The 18,917-nt window shown below is 65.8% G+C and carries 19 protein-coding genes; 14 read left to right on the forward strand and 5 right to left on the reverse strand.

The window, feature by feature from the left end:
• The first annotated feature begins 50 nt into the window (after positions 1–50).
• Positions 51–773: a DNA/RNA nuclease SfsA gene (gene sfsA, locus ACZ5V4_RS09585; protein ID WP_464314627.1), complete on the forward strand. Its 723-nt coding sequence runs from the start codon at positions 51–53 to the stop codon at positions 771–773.
• A gap of 28 nt (positions 774–801) precedes the next feature.
• Here sfsA and ACZ5V4_RS09590 read toward each other — a convergent pair whose 3' ends face one another.
• Entirely contained in the window at positions 802–1,077 is a 276-nt protein-coding gene (locus ACZ5V4_RS09590) for a hypothetical protein (protein WP_464314628.1), read from the reverse strand.
• Positions 1,078–1,215: 138 nt separating this feature from the next.
• Here ACZ5V4_RS09590 and ACZ5V4_RS09595 point away from each other — a divergent pair, with 138 nt between their 5' ends.
• Both ACZ5V4_RS09595 and ACZ5V4_RS09600 read left to right on the forward strand, forming a co-directional pair.
• Positions 1,216–2,304 (forward strand): AMIN domain-containing protein, encoded by a 1,089-nt coding sequence (locus ACZ5V4_RS09595; RefSeq protein WP_464314629.1) that lies wholly within the window; start codon positions 1,216–1,218, stop codon positions 2,302–2,304.
• A gap of 26 nt (positions 2,305–2,330) precedes the next feature.
• Positions 2,331–3,191: a DUF1134 domain-containing protein gene (locus ACZ5V4_RS09600; protein WP_464314630.1), complete on the forward strand. Its 861-nt coding sequence runs from the start codon at positions 2,331–2,333 to the stop codon at positions 3,189–3,191.
• A 54-nt stretch (positions 3,192–3,245) separates the two neighbouring features.
• Here the strand turns inward: ACZ5V4_RS09600 and ACZ5V4_RS09605 are convergent, their stop codons facing one another.
• Positions 3,246–3,785, reverse strand: coding sequence for an HDIG domain-containing metalloprotein (locus ACZ5V4_RS09605; protein ID WP_464314631.1), 540 nt, complete (start codon positions 3,783–3,785; stop codon positions 3,246–3,248).
• A 41-nt stretch (positions 3,786–3,826) separates the two neighbouring features.
• Here ACZ5V4_RS09605 and ACZ5V4_RS09610 point away from each other — a divergent pair, with 41 nt between their 5' ends.
• Both ACZ5V4_RS09610 and ACZ5V4_RS09615 read left to right on the forward strand, forming a co-directional pair.
• Positions 3,827–4,654, forward strand: coding sequence for a WcbI family polysaccharide biosynthesis putative acetyltransferase (locus ACZ5V4_RS09610; protein WP_464314632.1), 828 nt, complete (start codon positions 3,827–3,829; stop codon positions 4,652–4,654).
• Between the two features lie 23 nt (positions 4,655–4,677).
• Complete coding sequence (locus tag ACZ5V4_RS09615; protein ID WP_464314633.1) at positions 4,678–4,968, forward strand: hypothetical protein; 291 nt, start codon at positions 4,678–4,680, stop codon at positions 4,966–4,968.
• Here the strand turns inward: ACZ5V4_RS09615 and ACZ5V4_RS09620 are convergent.
• The 3 genes from ACZ5V4_RS09620 to ACZ5V4_RS09630 form a co-directional block, all read right to left on the reverse strand.
• Positions 4,923–5,270 carry a hypothetical protein gene (locus ACZ5V4_RS09620; RefSeq protein WP_464314634.1) on the reverse strand — a complete coding sequence of 116 codons (348 nt, stop codon included), beginning with the start codon at positions 5,268–5,270 and terminating at the stop codon, positions 4,923–4,925. The genes ACZ5V4_RS09615 and ACZ5V4_RS09620 overlap by 46 nt on opposite strands.
• Positions 5,267–5,509 (reverse strand): hypothetical protein, encoded by a 243-nt coding sequence (locus ACZ5V4_RS09625; protein ID WP_464314635.1) that lies wholly within the window; start codon positions 5,507–5,509, stop codon positions 5,267–5,269. Before ACZ5V4_RS09625 ends, ACZ5V4_RS09620 begins: the two co-directional genes overlap by 4 nt.
• A gap of 113 nt (positions 5,510–5,622) precedes the next feature.
• Positions 5,623–6,786: a homocysteine biosynthesis protein gene (locus tag ACZ5V4_RS09630; RefSeq protein WP_464314636.1), complete on the reverse strand. Its 1,164-nt coding sequence runs from the start codon at positions 6,784–6,786 to the stop codon at positions 5,623–5,625.
• A 143-nt stretch (positions 6,787–6,929) separates the two neighbouring features.
• Here ACZ5V4_RS09630 and ACZ5V4_RS09635 point away from each other — a divergent pair, with 143 nt between their 5' ends.
• The 9 genes from ACZ5V4_RS09635 (at position 6,930) to ACZ5V4_RS09675 (ending at position 18,879) form a co-directional block, all read left to right on the forward strand.
• On the forward strand, positions 6,930–8,240 hold the full coding sequence (locus tag ACZ5V4_RS09635; RefSeq protein WP_464314637.1) for a helix-turn-helix domain-containing protein: 1,311 nt from the start codon (positions 6,930–6,932) through the stop codon (positions 8,238–8,240).
• Positions 8,241–8,856: 616 nt separating this feature from the next.
• Entirely contained in the window at positions 8,857–10,014 is a 1,158-nt protein-coding gene (dnaN, locus tag ACZ5V4_RS09640; RefSeq protein ID WP_464314638.1) for a DNA polymerase III subunit beta, read from the forward strand.
• On the forward strand, positions 10,011–12,419 hold the full coding sequence (gene gyrB / locus ACZ5V4_RS09645) for a DNA topoisomerase (ATP-hydrolyzing) subunit B (protein WP_464314639.1): 2,409 nt from the start codon (positions 10,011–10,013) through the stop codon (positions 12,417–12,419). The genes dnaN and gyrB overlap by 4 nt, the downstream gene beginning before the upstream one ends.
• A 146-nt stretch (positions 12,420–12,565) precedes the next feature.
• A complete protein-coding gene (gene gyrA / locus ACZ5V4_RS09650; RefSeq protein ID WP_464314640.1) occupies positions 12,566–15,007 on the forward strand; it encodes a DNA gyrase subunit A in 2,442 nt (813 codons plus the stop codon).
• A gap of 126 nt (positions 15,008–15,133) precedes the next feature.
• Positions 15,134–15,511: a fluoride efflux transporter FluC gene (locus ACZ5V4_RS09655; protein ID WP_464314641.1), complete on the forward strand. Its 378-nt coding sequence runs from the start codon at positions 15,134–15,136 to the stop codon at positions 15,509–15,511.
• Positions 15,511–15,837, forward strand: a complete 327-nt coding sequence (locus ACZ5V4_RS09660; protein WP_464314642.1) for a DUF190 domain-containing protein — start codon at positions 15,511–15,513, stop codon at positions 15,835–15,837. The genes ACZ5V4_RS09655 and ACZ5V4_RS09660 overlap by 1 nt, the downstream gene beginning before the upstream one ends.
• 53 nt (positions 15,838–15,890) lie before the next feature.
• The gene (gene coaBC / locus ACZ5V4_RS09665) at positions 15,891–17,117 is read left to right on the forward strand and encodes a bifunctional phosphopantothenoylcysteine decarboxylase/phosphopantothenate--cysteine ligase CoaBC (protein ID WP_464314643.1); all 1,227 of its coding nucleotides are present in this window, start codon (positions 15,891–15,893) and stop codon (positions 17,115–17,117) included.
• Entirely contained in the window at positions 17,093–17,764 is a 672-nt protein-coding gene (locus tag ACZ5V4_RS09670) for a hypothetical protein (protein WP_464314644.1), read from the forward strand. Before coaBC ends, ACZ5V4_RS09670 begins: the two co-directional genes overlap by 25 nt.
• Before the next feature lie 107 nt (positions 17,765–17,871).
• A complete protein-coding gene (locus ACZ5V4_RS09675; RefSeq protein ID WP_464314645.1) occupies positions 17,872–18,879 on the forward strand; it encodes an NAD-dependent epimerase in 1,008 nt (335 codons plus the stop codon).
• The last annotated feature ends 38 nt before the right edge of the window (positions 18,880–18,917 follow it).

The following is an 18,917-nucleotide window of genomic DNA, read 5'->3' on the forward strand; positions in this document are numbered from 1 at the left end:
CTGTTTTTGCGTGTAGGGCAAGTGAACCGCAACGAGTACTAGAGCAAAACGTGGAAACAGTAAATTCTCCCGGGCCTCTCCTGGCCTTCTCCGGGGGCGTGCGCACCGCGCGCCTGGCCGCGCGCCGCAAGCGCTTCCTCATGGACGTGGAGGACGCCTCGGGCTCGTTCACCGCGCACACCAACAACACCGGCTCCATGCTCGGGCTTCTGCGCCCGGGGTGCGAGGCGCTTCTTTCCGTGAGCGCCGCGCCCGGCCGCAAGCACCCCTGCACCGTGGAGGCGCTGAGACTTCGGGATTTCTGGGTGGGGGTGAACACGGCCGTGCCCACCAGGCTTTTGCGCGCCGCCTGGGCCGCCGGGCTTTTGCCCGAGTGCGCGGGGTACGCTTCCTTCAAGTCCGAGCCCGCCTTCGAGGGCGGCAGGCTGGACGCGCTCTTCACCGGCCCGGCCGGGGAGCTCTACGTGGAGACCAAGAACGTGACCATGGTGGAGGACTGCCAGGCCCAATTCCCGGACGCGCCCTCGGAGCGCGCCCGCAAGCACGTGGGGGAGCTCGTGAGGCTCGCGCGCTCGGGCAGGCGCGCGGCGTTCTTCTTCGCCGTGCAGCGCCCGGACGCGGACTGCTTCGCCCCGGCCTGGGCCGTGGACCCGCTCTACGCCGAGGAGTTCTACCGGGCCCTGGACGCCGGGGTCGAGGCCTGGCCCTACGTGGTGGACGTCTCCCCCGGGGGCTACTCCCTGGGCAGGCGGCTGCCCGTGGCCAGGCCGTAGGGGCGCGCCCTTACACGAGGGACCGGCGCTAGGCGTCGGCCTCGCCAAGCTCGCCGGGCTTTTCCTTGCGCAGCTTCTCCCCGTACTTCACCCTGGCCTCCCAGACCTTGTGCCCGATGCGCTTGCCCAGGTCGGCCTGCCTGGCCTTGAGCAGGGCCTCGGCCGCCTCCCGGTTGCCCTGGGCCTTCAGGAGCGTGGCGGATTCGAGGTCGCGAAGGTACTTGGCGCATTCGGCCACCACCCCGGTCAGGTCCAGCTGGTCCAGTTCCGCTGGCACGCGGACGGATCGCACGCGGCGTTGCATGAAAGGCCTCCTTGTCTGGCCCACGTATTACACCACGAAACACGAAACGGCAACGCCGCGTATGCGCGCGCTGCCCGGAAACCCTGGCCTTGCCTACGCCCGCGCAAGGATGATACCGGAAGCCCGCAAGGAGTCTTCATGGCCCTGACACGTAACGACAAGATGCTCATCCTGGCTGCGGTGCTCCTGGCCGGAGCCGTGGTCGGCGCGCTGGCCTGGTGGCGCACGGCGGGCAGGCTGCCCGAACCCCCCGCCGGTCAGGCCGAAAAGGCCGCGCCGTCCGTGGAGCACAAGGTGGAGGCCCCGCAGGACGCCAGACCCGCCGTCACCGCCCCCATCGCCCCTCCGCCTTCGCAGCCCCAGCCTGCCCAGGAAGCGCCGCTGCCGATCCCTCCGGCCACGGCCACCGCGCCGCATCCCGAGCCGGACAAGTCCCTTTCCGAGATCTTCAACGGCGGGCCCAAGGCCCCGGCGACATCCGGGTTCGAACCCCTGACGCCACCTCCGGCCCCGCCCGAGCCCGAGAAGGCCCCGGAGCCGCAGCCCGCCCCGGCGCAGGCTCCCGCCCCCGAGCCCGAAAAGAGGAAGCCGGAGACCCAGGCCGAGCGCCGCGCCCGCCAGGCCGCCGAGCGCAAGGCCGCTGCCGAGGCCAAGCGCGCCGAGGCCGAGGCGAGAAAGGACCGCGCCGAGACCCTGCGCCGCGCCCAGGAGGAGCTGCGCAAGGCCGAGGCCGAGCTCAAGCGCGCCCAGGCCGCCCAGAAGAAGGCCCCCCAAAAGGCTCCGGAACCGGCTCCCCAGGCTCCGGCCCAGCCCGTACCGCAGCCAGCGCCCCAGGCGATTCCCCAGGACGCCGCCCCCGCCAGGCCCGAGCAGCCCGCCAAGCCCCAGGCCAAGGTCCACACCGGCCCGGAGCGGCGCGCGGTGGACAAGATCACGGCCGTTTCCTCCGGAAACGAGACGGTCTTCACCCTGGCCGGGGCCAGCACTTCGTCCAGCCCCGAGGCCCTCTTCCTGGCCAACCCGCCGCGGCTGGTGGTGGACCTGCCCGGAGAGTGGGCCTACCGCGTGACCGAAAAGCCCGCGCCGGAGATCGTCAAGGCCGTGCGCGTGGGCAAGCATCCCGACAAGCTGCGCCTGGTCCTCGACCTGGCCGACACCTACAAATCAGGCAAGCGCCCGGCCGTCGAGAAGACCCCCGAAGGCCTGGTGATCCGGCTCGCCAGATGAACAACCGCCAACACCGGAGAATATCCTTGAACAAGACGGCCGTTCTTCTGCTCGCACTGGCCCTGGCCTGCGCCCCTTACGCCGCACACGCCCTGCAGGAGCGCACCATCACGGACGAACCCACCGTGGACAAGCCACAGACCACGGCGAAGACCCCCGCCGCACCGGCGGCCACGGACAAGGCCCCGGCCCCCTCCGCGAACCAGGCTCCGGCGAAGACGCCCGCGTCCCAGGACAAGCCCTGGACCCCGCCCACGTCCGACCCGGCCCCCTACCAGCCCTCCGGGCAGGACTCCTCCAGCGGCAGGTGGACCCCCGGCGGCTCCCAGGAGCCCCCGGCCCAGGAGGGCACGCCTTCCACCGGGCGCGTCTTCGACATGCCCGAGGCCAAGCAGGTACAGGTGAGCACCTACTCGCGCAAGGAAGTGGACGAGCAGGTCATGGGCTTCTTCGAGGGCGGGGCCAGGGGACTGGCCGACCTCATCTCGAGGGCCTTCGAGCGTTACGGCGAGCCCACGGGCTTCATCAAGGGCAACGAGGGCGCGGGCGCGCTGGTGGTCGGGCTTCGCTACGGCGAGGGCTGGCTGTACCTGAAAAACGGCAAGAAGGCCTACGTGTACTGGCAGAGCCCGTCCGTGGGCTTCGACCTGGGCGTGAACGCCTCCAAGGTGTTCTGCCTGGTCTACAACATGAACGACCCCTCGGAGATCTACCAGCGCTTCCCCAGCGTGGACGGCAGCGCCTACGTGGTGGGCGGGTTCGGCATGAACTACCAGCAGTCGGGCAGGGTGGTGCTGGCCCCGATCCGCTTCGGCGTGGGGCTGAGGCTCGGCGTCAACGCCGGGTACATGGGCTTCACCAAGGAGCGCACGATCAATCCGTTCTAGCCTTTTCGACTGATCAAGCAAAAGGGCGGCCCCTCGAGGGGCCGCCCTTTTGCGTTACGCCTTCACCCCGGCCATGGCCGCGATGGAAAGCGTGAGAAACTCGTCCAGCCCGACCCCGGCCTTTTCGCACTCCAGGATGTTCTCGCGCCTGACGCTCCTGGCGAAGGCCTTGTCCTTCATCTTCTTCTTCACGCTTTTCGCCTCCAGCCCTTCGTAGCGGGTGGGGCGCATGAGCGTGGCCGCGTGGATGATGCCCGTCACGGTCTCCGAACAGCGCAAGCCCCAGTCCAGCTCGCTCTCGGGGGCCACGCCGGTCATCTCGCCGTTGTGCGCGGTTATGGCCTTCAGCGCCTCCCCGGGCAGGCGGCCTTCGAGCATGGTCGCGCTTTCCAGGCCGTGGCGCGCGGGCTCGTCCTTGGTGGCCGGGTAGTCCAGGTCGTGCAGCAGGCCCGTCAGGCCCCAGAGTTCGGCGTCCCGGCCGAGCTTCGCGGCCATGGCGCGCATCACGGCCTCGGTCTGGAGCGCGTGCAGGACCATGTGCTCCTCGGGGTTGAAGCTTTTCACGAGTTCAAGGGCTTCGTCTCTGGTGATCATGTGTTCTCCTCGGGTCGCGGCTGTGCTAGGGTGCGCCCGTCATGGAAGCGGCAAAAAGATCGTGCATCATTCACGGCAACTGCCAGGGCGAGGTCCTGGCCGCCTTCCTCGCGGCGTCGCCGGAGTTCTCGGCCGCCTGGCGGGTGGAGTTCTACGTCAACTTCACGCGCCAGGCCATACCCGAAGAGAGCCTCGCGGATTGCGGGCTCTTCCTGCACCAGCACCTGGGGCCGCAGTGGGGGGAGCTCTCCTCGCCGGCCCTCAAGGCCAGGCTGCCCGCGCGCGCCTTAAGCGTCTGCTACCCCAACATGCTCTTCAAGGGGTACTGGCCGTTCTGGTCCAACAGGCCGGGCTTCGAGTTCTCGGACAGCCTGCTGGACGGGCTGCTGGACCGGGGGCTTTCGGCCCCGGAGGCGCTGCACGTGGCGCTCCGCACCGACCTTGACCGCCTGTTCGGGCTGGCCGGGCTTTTCGAGCAGACCATGGCCATCGAGCGCGAAAAGGAGCTTCAGAGCGACGTGAAGTACGCGGACCTGCTCACAGGCCGGTTCAGGCGCGAGAAGCTCTTCCAGACCGTGAACCACCCGCGCGCGAGCCTCATGCTGCACGTGGCGGACTCGGTGCTGGGGCTACTCGGCCTGCCCCCGCTTCCGGATGAATTCAGGCGGGTCTGCCCGGAGCTCTACCCCGAGTTCGAGCTGCCCATCCACCCCAAGGTGGCGGCCTTCCACAAGCTCGAATTCTGCGCGCCCGGCCAGCGCTTCAACGTGTTCGGCCAGGCCTTGGGCTACGACGAGTACGCGGCGCTCTACATCGACTGCAAGCTGGCCGGGCGCTCGGACTTCACCGCCTATCTTCAGGGCGCGTGAGAAGCGCCCAAAGGAGACCGACCATGGACGCACCCAAGACCGTTTTCCCGGACATCATCACCTCCCGCCTGGAGGACCTCTGGAACGCGCCCCTGCCCGGGGAGGAGGCCCCGCAGTACCACGACACCCTGCACGCGGCGCAGGAGAAGATCCTCGCTCTGGTGGCCGCGGACTCGCGTGACGAGGCCCGGGCGCTTTTCACGGAAATCCAGAACCTGAGCGAGCGCATCAAGCACCTCTACGTGCGCTTCGCGTACATCCAGGGGCTTCAGGACGGGGGCAAATTGAGGGAGGTGCTGGGCAGGCCTTCCTGACGGGTGACGCCCTCGCGCCGCTCCAGGTCGAGCTCCTCCCAGAGCAGGTACTGGGGGCAGGCGTGCAGGGGGCCCACCCAGAGGTTGCGGTAGAGGCTGTCCACGCTGTTGCAGCGGCCGCGCTCGGCCACCTCCACCACCACGCGCTCGCCGGACTGGGCCTTGCGCGGGGCGATCCAGAAGTGGCAGGTGGCGCACTTCGCCTGGGTCTTGTCCAGGGTCATGGCCCGGGCTGGCCGCGCGCCAAGCGCCGCCCCGGCCACGGCGCACAGGCAGGCCAGGAGCGCCCGGCGCGAGATCACGAGCCGGCCTTGAGGGCGTCCAGGTCGGCGCGCACCGCCGTGGCGACCTTGTCGGCGAAGGCCAGGGCGATCTTCTGGGCGTCCTCCAGGGAGGCGAACTTGTCCTTGAGCGCGCGCTGGCCCACCTGGACCTTCCAGCCCGGCGGGGTCAGGCGCTCGAAGACCACCGTGACCAGAAGCGCCTTGCCCAGGGAGATGTAGTAGGTGGAGTCGTCGTGCTTGGTCCATTCCGGGGCCATGGGCTCACTCCTCGGGGTGCGTATTCGGGTGCGTGTAGCACGCGCGCGGCGCGGAAGGAAGAAGAAGGGCCGGCCGAAGCGCGCTTCGACCGGCCCGTGAAGCCGTCTTCGGGCTATTCGGAGGGAATCTTGTCCTGCGCCTCGGTGAGCAGGAACTCCCCTTTCTCGATCTTGGCCTTGAGGTCCTGGGCGATCTCCAGGGACAGGGCGTAGCTGGTCAGCGGGACGGTGCGGATCTTCTGGCCGTTGACGTCGATCTCACCGCTTTTCAGCTCCTCGAAGGTGGGCTGGGCCATGACGTTGTTCACCCCGTTGGGGTAGTCGTGGCCGTAGTCGCGCACGGGCATGGTGATGTCCGCGTCGGATACGCCCGTGAACCAGGCCATGTCCTCGTCGATGATCGGGATGGGGATGCCCACGCCCACGTTGAGCGAGCAGCCGTAGCCCAGGATGGACACGCCCCGGACCCACTTGGCGCTCATGGCCTTCATGTCGCCCTTGAGCATGAGCGTGCCCGAGGCCGTGAGCGGGATGCCGCGCTCGTTTCGCGCGGGCCTGGGGTTGTGCTGCGTGCCAGCGCCGATCACCCAGCCCGTGCCGCCGCCGAGCCAGATCTTGGTGCCCATGCCGATGGTGCGCAGATACGGGTCGTTGAAGAGCGGCGAGAGCTGGCCAGCCGTGGCGTAGTTGGCGTTTCGCATGCCGGGCTTGAGCGGGCCCATGTAGGTGTAGATCACGCGGCTGCCCGTGTTCACGGCCACGTTGTAGCTCTGGTAGCAGTTGCGGGGGTTGAGAAGCTCCGCGTACTTGAGGTCGGCCAGGGTCACGGACTTGTCCAGCTCGCGCCTGGGGTAGCAGTCCGTGCCGTAGGCCGTGGCCTTCAGGCGCACGGCCTTGCCGCGCAGGAGATCCTCGATCACGTGGCCGCCGCCGTAGAGGAAGCGGCCGGGATAGACCTTGTTCAGGGGGTCGTCCACGCTGGGCTCGGTGCAGCCCAGGTAGGCGTCCACGGCGGCCAGCCCCGCGTAGCAGGGCACCCCGTTGAGCCACACCTGGGAAGCCTTGATGGTGGGCGGTTCCTGTCCGAAGTTGAAGAGCATCCCCGAGGAGCACATGGGCGAGAAGGTGCCGGTGGTGACCACGTCCACTTCCTTGGCCGCGGCGGTCTTGCCCTTCCTGCGGACGGCCTCCACCATCTCCTCTGCGGTGAGGATGACGGCCTTGCCTTTCCTGATGCGCTCGTTGATCTCGCGAATGGTCTTTTGAACCTGAGCCATGGCTTTCAAGCCTCCTGATGAAAAGAGGCGATCATCATGGACAAAAAAGGCTCCCTTGGCAATGGGGCCAGGGGGCCGGTTTACTCGCCAGGGGATTTGCACTACCATGAGGCCATCCCAAGTGCTCTTCCCCCCGGCCCGCCGTGCTCAAGCAACAGCTTCGCAAGCGCTTCGCGCAATCCACCCCGGAGGCGGACCTCGTCAGATGGTTCGACCCCCTGGAGCTGCACCCGCTGCCCGATTCCCCGGAGATCGTGGTGGAGTTCCCGCACGCCTATTTCGGGCAGTGGTTCCTGGGCCAGCTCAAGGACCATTTCGAGAAGCAGGTGAGCCTGTTCCTCGGCCCGGGCTACGTGCTTCGCTACCGCAGCAGGCCCGGGGAATCCCCTGGCGCGGCCCTGCCCGGCGTGTCGCAGGATTCGGCCAGCATAGACTTCCCCTTCGGCCACGAGTTCACCTTCGAGCAGTTCTTCACCAACCAGAAGAACCTCTTCCCCCTGGCCACCGCCAGGGAGCTGGCCAAGGCCAGGGAGGTGAAGTTCAACCCGCTGGTGGTGCAGGGCGAACCGGGAACGGGCAAGACGCACCTGTTGCGCTCCATGGCCAACGAACTGAGCAAGCGGCTCAGCAAGAACCAGATCTTCATGGGCACCGTGGACGACCTGGCCGAGCTCTGCGGCCCGGCGCGCCTGGACGCCCCCTCGCCCATGCGCGCGCACGTCTCCGGGCTCTCCTGCTTCTTCCTGGACGACCTGCACCGCATCGACGAATACCCGCACCTGGCCCGCGAGCTGCTCTCCATCTTCAACGCCTTCCAGGACTCCAGGCGGCAGATGGCCTTTTCCACCTCCCTGCCCGTGCCCTCCTGCGAGGGGCTGCCCCAGGCGCTCAAGGCCCGGCTGGACAGCGGGCTCATGGTCCAGTTGCATACCCCGGACCTGGACGTGCGCGTCAAGTTCGTCCAGGACCATTGCCAGCGCAAGAAGATCCCCCTGACCAAGGCCCAGATGCTCACCCTCGCCCAGCGCCACCACGACTTCAGGAGCCTGAGCGGCCTATTGAACAAGTTCCAGGCCTTTCGCGAGCTTCTGAAGAAGGACATCTCCGAGGCCATCTTCGAGAACATCCTCGGGCGCAGTCAGAGCGAGCTCACGGCCAAGACCACCTCCCAGGTGATCCTGGAGCAGGTCTCCAAGAGCTTCAAGCTGGACGTGAAGGCCATCCTGGGCTCCAAGCGCACCAAGGAAGTGGTCCTGGCCAGGCAGGTGGCCATGCTCCTGTGCCGGGAGGAACTCGGGCTCTCCTACCCCGCCCTGGGCAGGCTCTTCGGGGGAAAGGACCACTCCACCGTCCTGCACGCCATAAAGAAAATCAAGAAAGTCCAGCAGGATAGCAACGATATGAAAGAACTTGTGAACGCGCTGCGCAAAAACTGCCGCCAAGGCGGCGCCTGAGAGGCCCCAAGCCCGGGCAGATGTTCGAGCGTTCCTTGCCCGCGCCTGCCTGTTCCGTAATTTTCCCTGCTATTAAGGCATGTTGTCCTGCAAGCGAACAACCGCCCCCCCCCTACAATTACAGCAACCAAGAATTACTTTTCTTTTTTTGAGATCCAAGAAGACATCGGTACAATTCAAAGCGAAGCACCGTCTCTGACCCCGCAGGGAGGCATGACCCTTCCGGACCGGCAAATGGGCATCCCGCCGCTCATCGCCGCGAAGCTGCCGGGAGTATTTCGTGGTCACGGTGAAGCCCGCGAAGCCGGGGTCGGGGTCCGGGAGCAGGAATCTACCCCCGGCGGGTTCCAGGGCGAAGCCCTGGTGCAGGACAGCGTCCCGCCGGGTCGAGGACGGAGCCTTCGCTACGGGTTTGTACGGTCGCGCGATACAGTCCTGCTTGACGCCGCATGGCGTGAGAAGGAAGGCCGCCAGCGGGTGCCCAGGCCTGGGAACCCTTGCTCTGTCTTGTTTTTCTGGGCCTTGCCCTTTCGCTTTTTTTCCGTATAGTCCACCAGCCACGCTGGCTCAGATTACCCCCGACCACCGATGCATACCCGCTCAAGGAGACGACTCCATGTTCGTGAAGGTCACCCGTAACGACATCATCGACGGCCTGCAGAAATCGGCCAACATCATACCCGCCAAGACCGGCGCGGCGTTTTTGCGCACCATCTGGCTCTCGGCCGAGGACGGCGCGCTGCGCATCATGTCCACGGACTCCTCCCTGGAGTTCGTCGGCAAATACCGGGCCGAGGTGGTGGAGCAGGGCCTTTGCGGCGTCCAGGGCCGCTCGTTCTTCGACCTGGTGCGCAAGCTCCCTCCGGGCGAGATCCAGCTGAAGCTCGACGCCTCGGGCCAGACCTTGGAGGTCACCCAGTCCGGCAGGCGCTACAAGCTGCCCACCAGTGAAAAGAGCTGGTTCCAGCCTTTCGCGGAGTTCCCCCAGGGCGAGCATGTGATGTGGAGCGGCGATTTCCTCCAGGAGATCATCGACCGCGTGTTCTTCTGCGTGTCCGACGAGGACACCATGGAGGCCATGGCCTGCATGTACCTGCGCCCCGTGGAGGACAAGATCGAGGTCTGCGGCCTGAACGGCCACCAGTTCTCCATGATGGGCTTCTTGAACGACGACATCCGGGGCATGCTCCCCGACGAGGGCATCCTGATCCAGAAGAAGTACGTGCTCGAGCTCAAGAAGTGGCTCACGGCCGACGAGATCGAGCTGGCCATCAGCCAGAAGCGGCTCTTCTTCCGCACCCAGGACCACCGCGAGTCCTTCAGCCTGCCGCTTTCGTACTACCAGTACCCGGACTACAAGAACTTCGTGGGCAAGCTCTCCTCCACGGGCGCTTCCGAGCTCGCGGCGGACAAGCTGGCCCTTTCCGAGGCCCTTGACCGCATCTCCATCTTCAACACCGACAACAACCGCTGCACGTACTTCCAGTTGGAGACCCCGGGACAGCTGACGCTCCAGTCCCAGGGCAACGACACGGGCGCGGCCACCGAATCCATGGAAGCCCAGTACGCGGGCGACCTGAAAAAGATAGCGTTCCCCACCCGCGACCTTCTGGAGATCCTCGGGCACTTCAACTCCTCCAGGGTCCGCTTCACCCTGACCGGCACCGAGGGACCCTGCGGCATCACCGGCGAGGACGACACCGACTACCTGGTGATCATCATGCCCATGAAGATCGTGGAGGAGACGTACTACAGCGAGGAAGCCTCCGCATGACCCAGTCCCAGGCCCCCAAGTCCTACACCGCGGACTCCATCACAGTCCTGGAAGGCCTTTCGGCCGTGCGCAAGCGCCCGGCCATGTACATCGGCTCCACGGACATCCGCGGCCTGCACCACCTGGTCTACGAGGTGGTGGACAACTCCATCGACGAAGCCATGGCCGGCTTCTGCGACCGCATCCGGGTGATCATCCACCTGGACAACTCCGTGACCATCTCCGACAACGGGCGCGGCATCCCCGTGGACATGCACCCCAAGGAGAACCGCCCGGCAGTGGAAGTGGTCATGACCGTGCTGCACGCTGGCGGCAAGTTCGACAACAACGCCTACAAGGTCTCCGGCGGCCTGCACGGCGTTGGCGTGTCCTGCGTGAACGCGCTCTCGGAATACCTCGAGGTGACCATCAAGCGCGACGGCAAGCGTTACCGCCAGCGCTACGAGCGCGGCGTGCCCGTCACCCAGGTGGAGACCATCGGCGAGGCCGAAGGCACGGGCACCACCGTGCGCTTCCTGCCCGACGAGGAGATCTTCGAGACAGCCGACTTCAACCACTCCACCCTGGCCAAGCGCTTCGAGGAGCTGGCGTATCTCAACTCCGGGCTGACCATCGAGTTCAAGGACGAGCGCAACCAGGAGGAGCAGGTCTTCAAGGCCGACGGCGGCATCCGCCGCTTCGTGCAGGACCTGAACGCCGGCGAGATGGGCATCCACGAAATCATCGCGGCCTCGGGCCAGATGGACACCACCATCGTGGACTTCGCCATCCAGTACAACGCGGGCTACAAGGAGCAGGTGCTCACCTTCGTGAACAACATCCGCACCGTTGAGGGCGGAACGCACCTGGCCGGCTTCAAGACCGCGCTGACCCGGGCCATCAACATCTACGTCGAAAAGTCCGGGCTCATAAAAAAGCTCAAGCAGAAGCTCACGGGCGACGACGTGCGCGAGGGCCTGACCGCCGTCATCTCGGTGAAGATCCCCCAGCCCCAGTTCGAGGGCCAGACCAAGACCAAGCTCGGCAACTCCGAGGTGGCGGGGCAGGTGGCCAAGGTCATCGGCGACGCCCTGAACACGTTCTTCGAGGAGAACCCCAAGGACGCCAAGCTCATCGTGGACAAGTCCGTGGACGCGGCTCGCGCCCGCGAGGCCGCGCGCAAGGCCAAGGACCTGGTCCGGCGCAAGGGCGCGCTCTCCGACAACGCCCTGCCGGGCAAGCTGGCCGACTGCCAGTCCAAGGACCCGGGCGAGTCCGAACTGTTCATCGTCGAGGGCGACTCGGCGGGCGGCTCCGCCAAGCAGGGGCGCGACCCCAAGTTCCAGGCCATTCTGCCCCTGCGCGGCAAGATCCTGAACGTGGAGAAGACGCGCCTGGACAAGATGCTCGGCAACAAGGAGATCCGCGCGCTGATCACGGCCATGGGCCTTGGCGTCGGCAGCGGCCTCGACGACGCCGACGCCGAGAAGCTCGAGAAGCTGCGCTACCACAAGATCGTGATCATGACCGACGCCGACGTTGACGGCGCGCACATCCGCACGCTCCTGCTCACGTTCTTCTACCGCCAGTACCAGCAGCTCATCGACAGCGGCTACCTCTACATCGCCCAGCCGCCGCTCTACCGCGTGCACAAGGGCGACTGGGAGCGCTTCATCAAGGACGACAAGGAGCTCTCCGAGTTCCTGCTTTCGCGCGTCACCGAGGACCTCACGGTCACGGGCGCCAACGGCGCGCCCCTGTCCGGCGAGAACCTGCGCGAGATGCTTTCGCGCATCCAGACGCTGCAGGGCCGCTTCCAGGAGGCCCAGAACTACGGCATCCCCGAGCCCCTGCTCTGGCTCCTGCTGGACACTCCCGCCAAGCTCGCCCCGGCCGACTTCGATGGCGAGCCCTTCGACGCCCTGCGCGCCCGGATGGCCGAGAAGGAGTACACGGTCACGGCCGAGCGTGAGGAGGACGAGACCGAGGCCCGTGTGTTCGCGGTGTTCGTGAACCGCAACGGCGTGAAGACCCGGCTCGGCCTGGAGTTCTTCGCCTCGCGCGTCTACCGTCAGTGCTGGAACGGCCTGGACGACGTGCGCCGCTCCTTCGGGGGCGAGAGCTTCACGGTCACGCGCAAGGAGGTCCAGTCCCAGGCCCAGGGCATCTTCGGGCTGCTCAAATCCGTGCTGGACGAGGCCCACAGGGGCATCAACATCCAGCGCTACAAGGGCCTGGGCGAGATGAACCCCATCCAGCTCTGGGAGACCACCATGAACCCGGACAAGCGCACCTTCCTGCGCGTGTCCATCGCGGACGCGGCCGAGGCCGACGACATCTTCTCCGACCTCATGGGCGACAAGGTGGAGCCGCGCAAGGAGTTCATCGTGCGCAACGCGCTCAGCGTGAAGGAACTCGACATCTAGATTGACCCGGATGCGGGGCGCCGCCGCCCCGCGCCCCGCCAGGGGGCGCGGCCCCCTGGACCCGCAAGCATGCTTCGCGACGGCTTCGCGGTGCTGTCGGGGGTAGGGGGGCGGCCTGCCTGAAAAACATTGCACACGAGGCACACGTGCTCGACCAGATATCCATCGAAGAAGAACTCAAGAAGTCCTACCTGGAGTATTCGCTCTCCGTCATCGTGGGCCGGGCCATCCCGGACGTGCGCGACGGGCTCAAGCCCGTGCACCGGCGCATCCTCTTCGCCATGCACGAGCTCTCCAACACCTACAATAGGCCCTACAAGAAGTCCGCGCGCGTGGTCGGCGACGTCATCGGCAAATACCACCCGCACGGCGACTCGGCCGTGTACGACGCCCTGGTGCGCCTGGCCCAGGACTTCTCCATGCGCGACCCCCTGGTGGACGGCCAGGGCAACTTCGGCTCCATCGACGGCGACGCCGCGGCGGCCATGCGTTACACCGAAGTGCGCATGTCCCGCATCACCAGCGAGTTCCTGGCCGACATCGACAAGGAGACCGTCGATTTCAGGCCCAACTACGACAACTCTCTCGACGAGCCCGCTGTCCTGCCCACCAAAGTGCCGAACCTGCTCCTGAACGGCAGCGCGGGCATCGCGGTGGGCATGGCCACCAACATCCCGCCCCACAACCTGGGCGAGCTGTGCGACGCCATGCTGACCATCCTGGACGACCCCGATTGCTCCGTGGACGAGGTCATCGCCTGCGTGCCCGGCCCGGACTTCCCCACGGCCGGGGCCATCTTCGGCGGTCAGGGCCTCACCGACGCCTACCGCACCGGGCGCGGCTCCATAAAGATCAGGGGCAGGGTGGAGATCGAGCAGTTCAAGAAGGACAAGGAGCTCGTGGTCATCCGCGAGATCCCCTACGCCTTGAACAAGTCCTCCCTGGTGGAGAAGATCGCCCAGCTCGTCAACGAGAAGAAGATCGACGGCGTCTCGGACCTGCGCGACGAATCCGACCGCAGGGGCATCCGCGTGGTCCTGGAGCTCAAGCGCGGCACCATCCCGGACATCGTCATCAACAGCCTCTACAAGTTCACGCCGCTGGAGACCTCCTTCGGCATCAACATGCTGGTGGTTGCGGGCAACCGCCCGGCGCTTCTGAACCTCAAGCAGATTCTCGAGCACTTCCTGGACCACCGCAAGGAGATCATCCTGCGGCGCTCGCGCTTCGACCTGCGCAAGTCCGAGGAGCGCGCGCACATCCTGGAAGGCCTGCGCATCGCGCTGGACAACATCGACGAGGTGGTGCGCCTGATCCGCGCTTCCAAGACGCCCCAGGAAGCCAAGGAAAAGCTCATGGAGCGCTTCTCGCTCTCCGAGCGCCAGTCCCAGGCCATCCTGGACATGCGCCTGCAGCGGCTCACCAACCTCGAGCGCGAGAAGCTGCTGGAAGAGTACGCGGAGCTCCTCAAGTTCATCGAGTACCTGCGCTCCATCCTGGAGAACGACGAGGTGCTGCGCGGCGTCATCCGCGACGAGATCACCGAGCTCAAGGACAAGTACGCCACGCCCCGGCGCACCGAGATCCTCGAGAGCCTGGAAGGCATCGACATCGAGGACCTGATCCCGGACGAGAACGTGGTCATCACGCTCTCGCGCAGGGGCTACATCAAGCGCACCCCGCTGGACACCTACCAGCAGCAGCGCCGCGGCGGCAAAGGCATCGCCGGTGTGCACACCTCGGCCGAGGACTTCATCCAGAGCTTCTGCACCACCACCAACCACCAGTACCTGCTGCTCTTCACCAACCTGGGCAAGATGCACCAGCTCAAGGTGCATCAGGTGCCCGAGGGCTCGCGCACGGCCAAGGGCATGCACATCGCCAACCTCCTGCCCATGGACAAGGAGGAATTCGTGGCCACGGCGCTGACCATCCGCGAGTTCACGCCGGACCGCTTCTTCCTGTTCGTTACGCGCAAGGGCATGGTCAAGCGCACGGGCATCGACCTGTACAAGAACGTGCGCGTGGGCGGCATCAGGGCCGTGAACCTGAACGACGGCGACGAGCTCCTGGACGTGAAGGAAGTGCCCGTCAACGCCGAGATCCTGCTCGCCACCGAGTACGGCCAGGGCATCCGCTTCAGCGTCTCGGACGTGCGCCCCATGGGCAGAAGCGCGGCGGGAGTGAAGGGCATCGCCCTTGTGGGCAAGGACCGCGTGGCCTCGGGTGTGGTCTTCGGCGACCCGCTCAGGAACCAAGTGCTCACCGTGTCCAGCAACGGCTTCGGCAAGCGCACGGACGTGGAGCACTACCGCTTGCAGACGCGCGGCGGCAAGGGCGTGATCAACATGAAGGTCACCCAGAAGACCGGCCACGTCATCGGCGCGAGCTCCGTGTGCGACACCGACGACCTCCTGCTGCTGACCTCGGCCAACAAGATCATCCGAGTGCCCGTGGGCCAGGTGCGCAACGTCGGCCGCGCCGCCCAGGGCGTGACCCTGGTGGCCATGGAGGAAGGTATCCAGGCCGTGGGCTTCGACATCGTCGAGGGCTCCAACGGAGAGGGAGCCGGGAAAGAGGAAGCGTAGAAAGTCAATAAGCGGGGCGCTGCCCCGTACCCCGCCCGGGGGGAGGCTTCTCCCCCCGGACTCCAGCTTTCAGCTTCGCGCCTTTCACCCTTGCCTCGCCGGGCCCGGCGCGCTAGGCACAACCCAATGGCCCGCAAACTCCTCCTCATCGCCCTCGCCGGGTCCGCCGGCACCCTGGCCCGCTACTGGCTCGGCGGAGCGGTGCAGAGACTCTTCGGGGCGGACTTCCCCTTCGGCACCTGGGCCGTGAACATCCTGGGCTGCCTGCTCTTCGGCCTGGTCTGGGTGCTTTCCGAGGAGCGTTTCGCCATCTCAGGCGAGGCGCGCGTGGTCATCCTCACCGGCTTCATGGGGGCTTTCACCACTTTCTCCACCTACATCTTCGAGTCTTCCGGCATGGCCGGGGACGGCCAGTGGCTCGCCCTGGCCGCCAACCTCGCCGGGCAGAACGTCCTCGGCTTCGCCGCCTTCTACGCCGGTGTGCTCATGGGGAGGGTCGTCTGATGGAATTTCGCCAGTTCGAGAGGCTGCGCATCTACACCGGTGAGTACGACCGCATCGAGGGCGCGGCAGCCTACGACTTCATCGTCAAGGCCGCCCACGCCAGGGGATTGCTCGGGGCCACCGTGTTTCGCGGCAGCATGGGCTTCGGCGGGCACAGCGAGATCCACACCGCGAAGATACTGCGCCTGTCCGAGGACCTTCCCATCGTGGTGGAGATCGTGGACGAGCCAGCGAAGATCGAGCTTTTCTGCAACGAGGTCCTGGTGAAGATGGCCAAGGGGCTCGTCACGCGCGATCCGGTTTCGGCGGCCGCGCTCACGCCCTGAAGGCAACGGCCTCACCCTTTGACAGAGGCCCGCGCCTCGCGCATGATCGCTTCATGTTGCCAAAGCACCTCCTCTTCCCCATCCACCACGGCGAGCGCATTCAGCTTGGCGTCACCGGCAGCGTGGCCGCGTACAAGGCCCTCGAGCTTCTGCGCATGTTCAAGGAGCTCGAGCTGATCGTGGGCGTGACCCTCACCGAGGCAGCCGCCCGGTTCGTCACGCCGCTCAGCTTCGAGGCCCTGGGAGCCGAGCACGTCTATTCGGCCATGTGGGACGGGGAGGACAGCGCCTTCGGCCATCTCGAGCCTGCGCAGCAGGCCCGCTGCATGGTCATCGCCCCGGCCACTGCCAACATCATCGGCAAGCTGGCCCACGGCATCGCGGACGAGATTTTGTCAACGCAAAGTTTGGCCTTTCAGGGGCCTTTGATCCTTGCCCCGGCCATGAACCCCCGTCTTTGGGACGCAAAGCCGACACAAGCCAACCTCGCGCTTTTGCGGGGGTATGGGGTCAACGTGCTCGATCCCTGCTCCGGGGCCATGGCCTGCGGCGAGAAGGGAAAGGGCAGGCTGGTTCCCCTGGAGGACATCGTGGCCAGTGTGATGCGCTCCATGACCCCCCAGGACATGCAGGGATCGAAGGTGCTGGTCACGCTCGGGCCAACCCGCGAATACTTCGACCCGGCCCGCTACTGGTCCAACCCGTCCACCGGGCTCATGGGCGCGTCCCTGGCCATGGCCGCCTGGCTGCGCGGGGCCGACGTCACCGTCGTGCACGGCCCTGTGGACCTCTGGCTGCCCGGGTCCATCAAGCGCATCGCGCTGAACACCGCGCGCCAGATGTTCGACGCCTGCATGGAGCTCTGGCCCGGCATGGACATAGGGATGATGACCGCGGCCGTCTCCGATTTCTCGCCCGTGCCGCACGGTGAGGAGAAGTTCAAGAAGCGCACGCTCAAGGACGAGGAGCTCCGGATCGCCTTCACCATCAACCCGGACATCCTGCGCACCCTGGGCTCGAACAAGAAGCCCTCGCAGAAGCTCCTGGGCTTCTGCGCCGAAACCAGCGACCTGGCCGCCTACGCCGCGTTCAAGCTCAAGGAGAAGAATTGCGACATGATGGTGGCCAATTCCATCGCGGCCCCTGGCAGCGGCTTCGCTTCCGCCACCAACCAGGTCATCGTGGTCGATTCCTCCGGCCGCAGCGAACAGTGGCCGCAGCTGGCCAAGACCGAGGTGGCCTGGAGGCTCCTTGAATGGACCACGCACCTTTTGCACTGAGCGAGCAGCAGCGGGTGCTGCGCCTGGCCGGCATCCGCCACGTGCTTCCCGGCCCTGTCGCTGAACCCGAAGCCACTTCCGAGACCGTGCCGATTCACGGCGCCGAGCCTGCGCAGCCCGTCCGCCAGGCCTCTGTCCAGCCGGCCGGCGCGGCCCAGGCAAACGCTTCTCCCGGATCTTCAGCGGTGTCTTTCGCGCCCGCGCCCGGCTTTATGCCCCCTTGGGGGGCGGTACTCGCGAAGCTGCCGCCACGCCCCCTGGGCCTGATCACCTATCCCGGCCTCGGGCAGGACCTCGTCGGCACCCCCGACAGCAGGCGTGGCCTCTTGTGGCGCAGCCTGTTGGGTGTGCTCGGCTTCGAGAAGGGCACCTTCGGCTTCTTGCCGTACAGCTTTCCGTGCGGGGAAGGGCAGAGCGTCCACCTCGCTGATTTCTTCAGCCACCTGGACACGATTTCTCCGCGAGTGGTCCTCGTGTTCGATTCGTCCCCGTCAAACCCGCTCGTTGCCTCCGCATCGTCGTCCGGTCCTGACGGATCGCGCGTTTTCTTGCACCAACCGTCACCCGAGACCCTTCTCGGCATGACCAAGGGGCAATACGACCAGTTCATCCAGCAATTGCGCTCACGCCTTCTGGAACTGCTTTGAGCCCAATGCTTGACAAACGGACGATCCCCTCAGTACCACGCACATCATTCCCGAAAACCTGCCTGTTGTTTACAATGACACTATCGCCAGATGCTTGAGGCCTGCTCATGAAATTTCTTGTCACCGGCGCTGCCGGATTCATCGGGTTCCACGTTTCAAAGAGGCTTCTGGAACTTGGCCATCCGGTTATCGGCATCGACAACCTCAACGACTATTATTCCGTCGCCCTCAAGAAAGACCGGCTCAAGCTGCTCAAGAAGCACGAACAGTTCACCTTCATCAAGCTGGACCTGTCCGACGCTTCGGCCATGGACGACCTGTTCTCCACCAACCAGTTCACCCACGTGGTGAACATGGCTGCACAGGCAGGCGTGCGTTACAGCCTGGAGAATCCGGCGGCCTACATCCAGTCGAACATCGTGGGCTTCGCCAATCTCCTGGAGTGCTGCAAGCGCAGCTCCGTGCAGCACCTGGTCTACGCCTCGTCCAGCTCGGTGTACGGCCTGAACACCAGCATGCCCTTTTCGGTGCACGACAACGTGGACCATCCCATCAGCCTGTACGCCGCCTCCAAGAAGTCCAACGAGCTTATGGCCCACTCGTACAGCTACCTGTACGGGCTGCCCACCACCGGCCTGCGGTTCTTCACCGTGTACGGCCCCTGGGGCAGGCCGGACATGGCGCTCTTCCTCTTCACCAAGGCCATCGTCGAGGACAGGCCCATCCAGGTTTTCAACCATGGCAAGATGAAGCGCGATTTCACGTACATCGACGACATAGTCGAGGGCGTGACCCGCATCGCCATGCGAATTCCCGAGGCCGACCCCTCCTGGGACGGGGACAGCCCTGATCCCGGGTCCAGCATTTGTCCTTTCCGCATCTACAACATCGGCAACAACAATTCCGTGGAGCTTCTGGCGTACATCGAGGCTTTGGAGAACGCCCTGGGCAAGAAGGCCCAGAAGTCCATGCTGCCCATGCAGCCCGGAGACGTGCCCGCGACCTACGCCGACGTGCACGACTTGATGAAGGACGTCGGGTTCTGTCCCTCCACGCCCATCGAACGCGGAATAGAACAGTTCGTGGCTTGGTATAAAGACTATTACAAGATATGATTCTGTTGACAGTCTTCTGCGTGTTCCTTACTAACGCA

The sequence above is a fragment of the Fundidesulfovibrio sp. YSD1 genome (assembly GCF_055397115.1).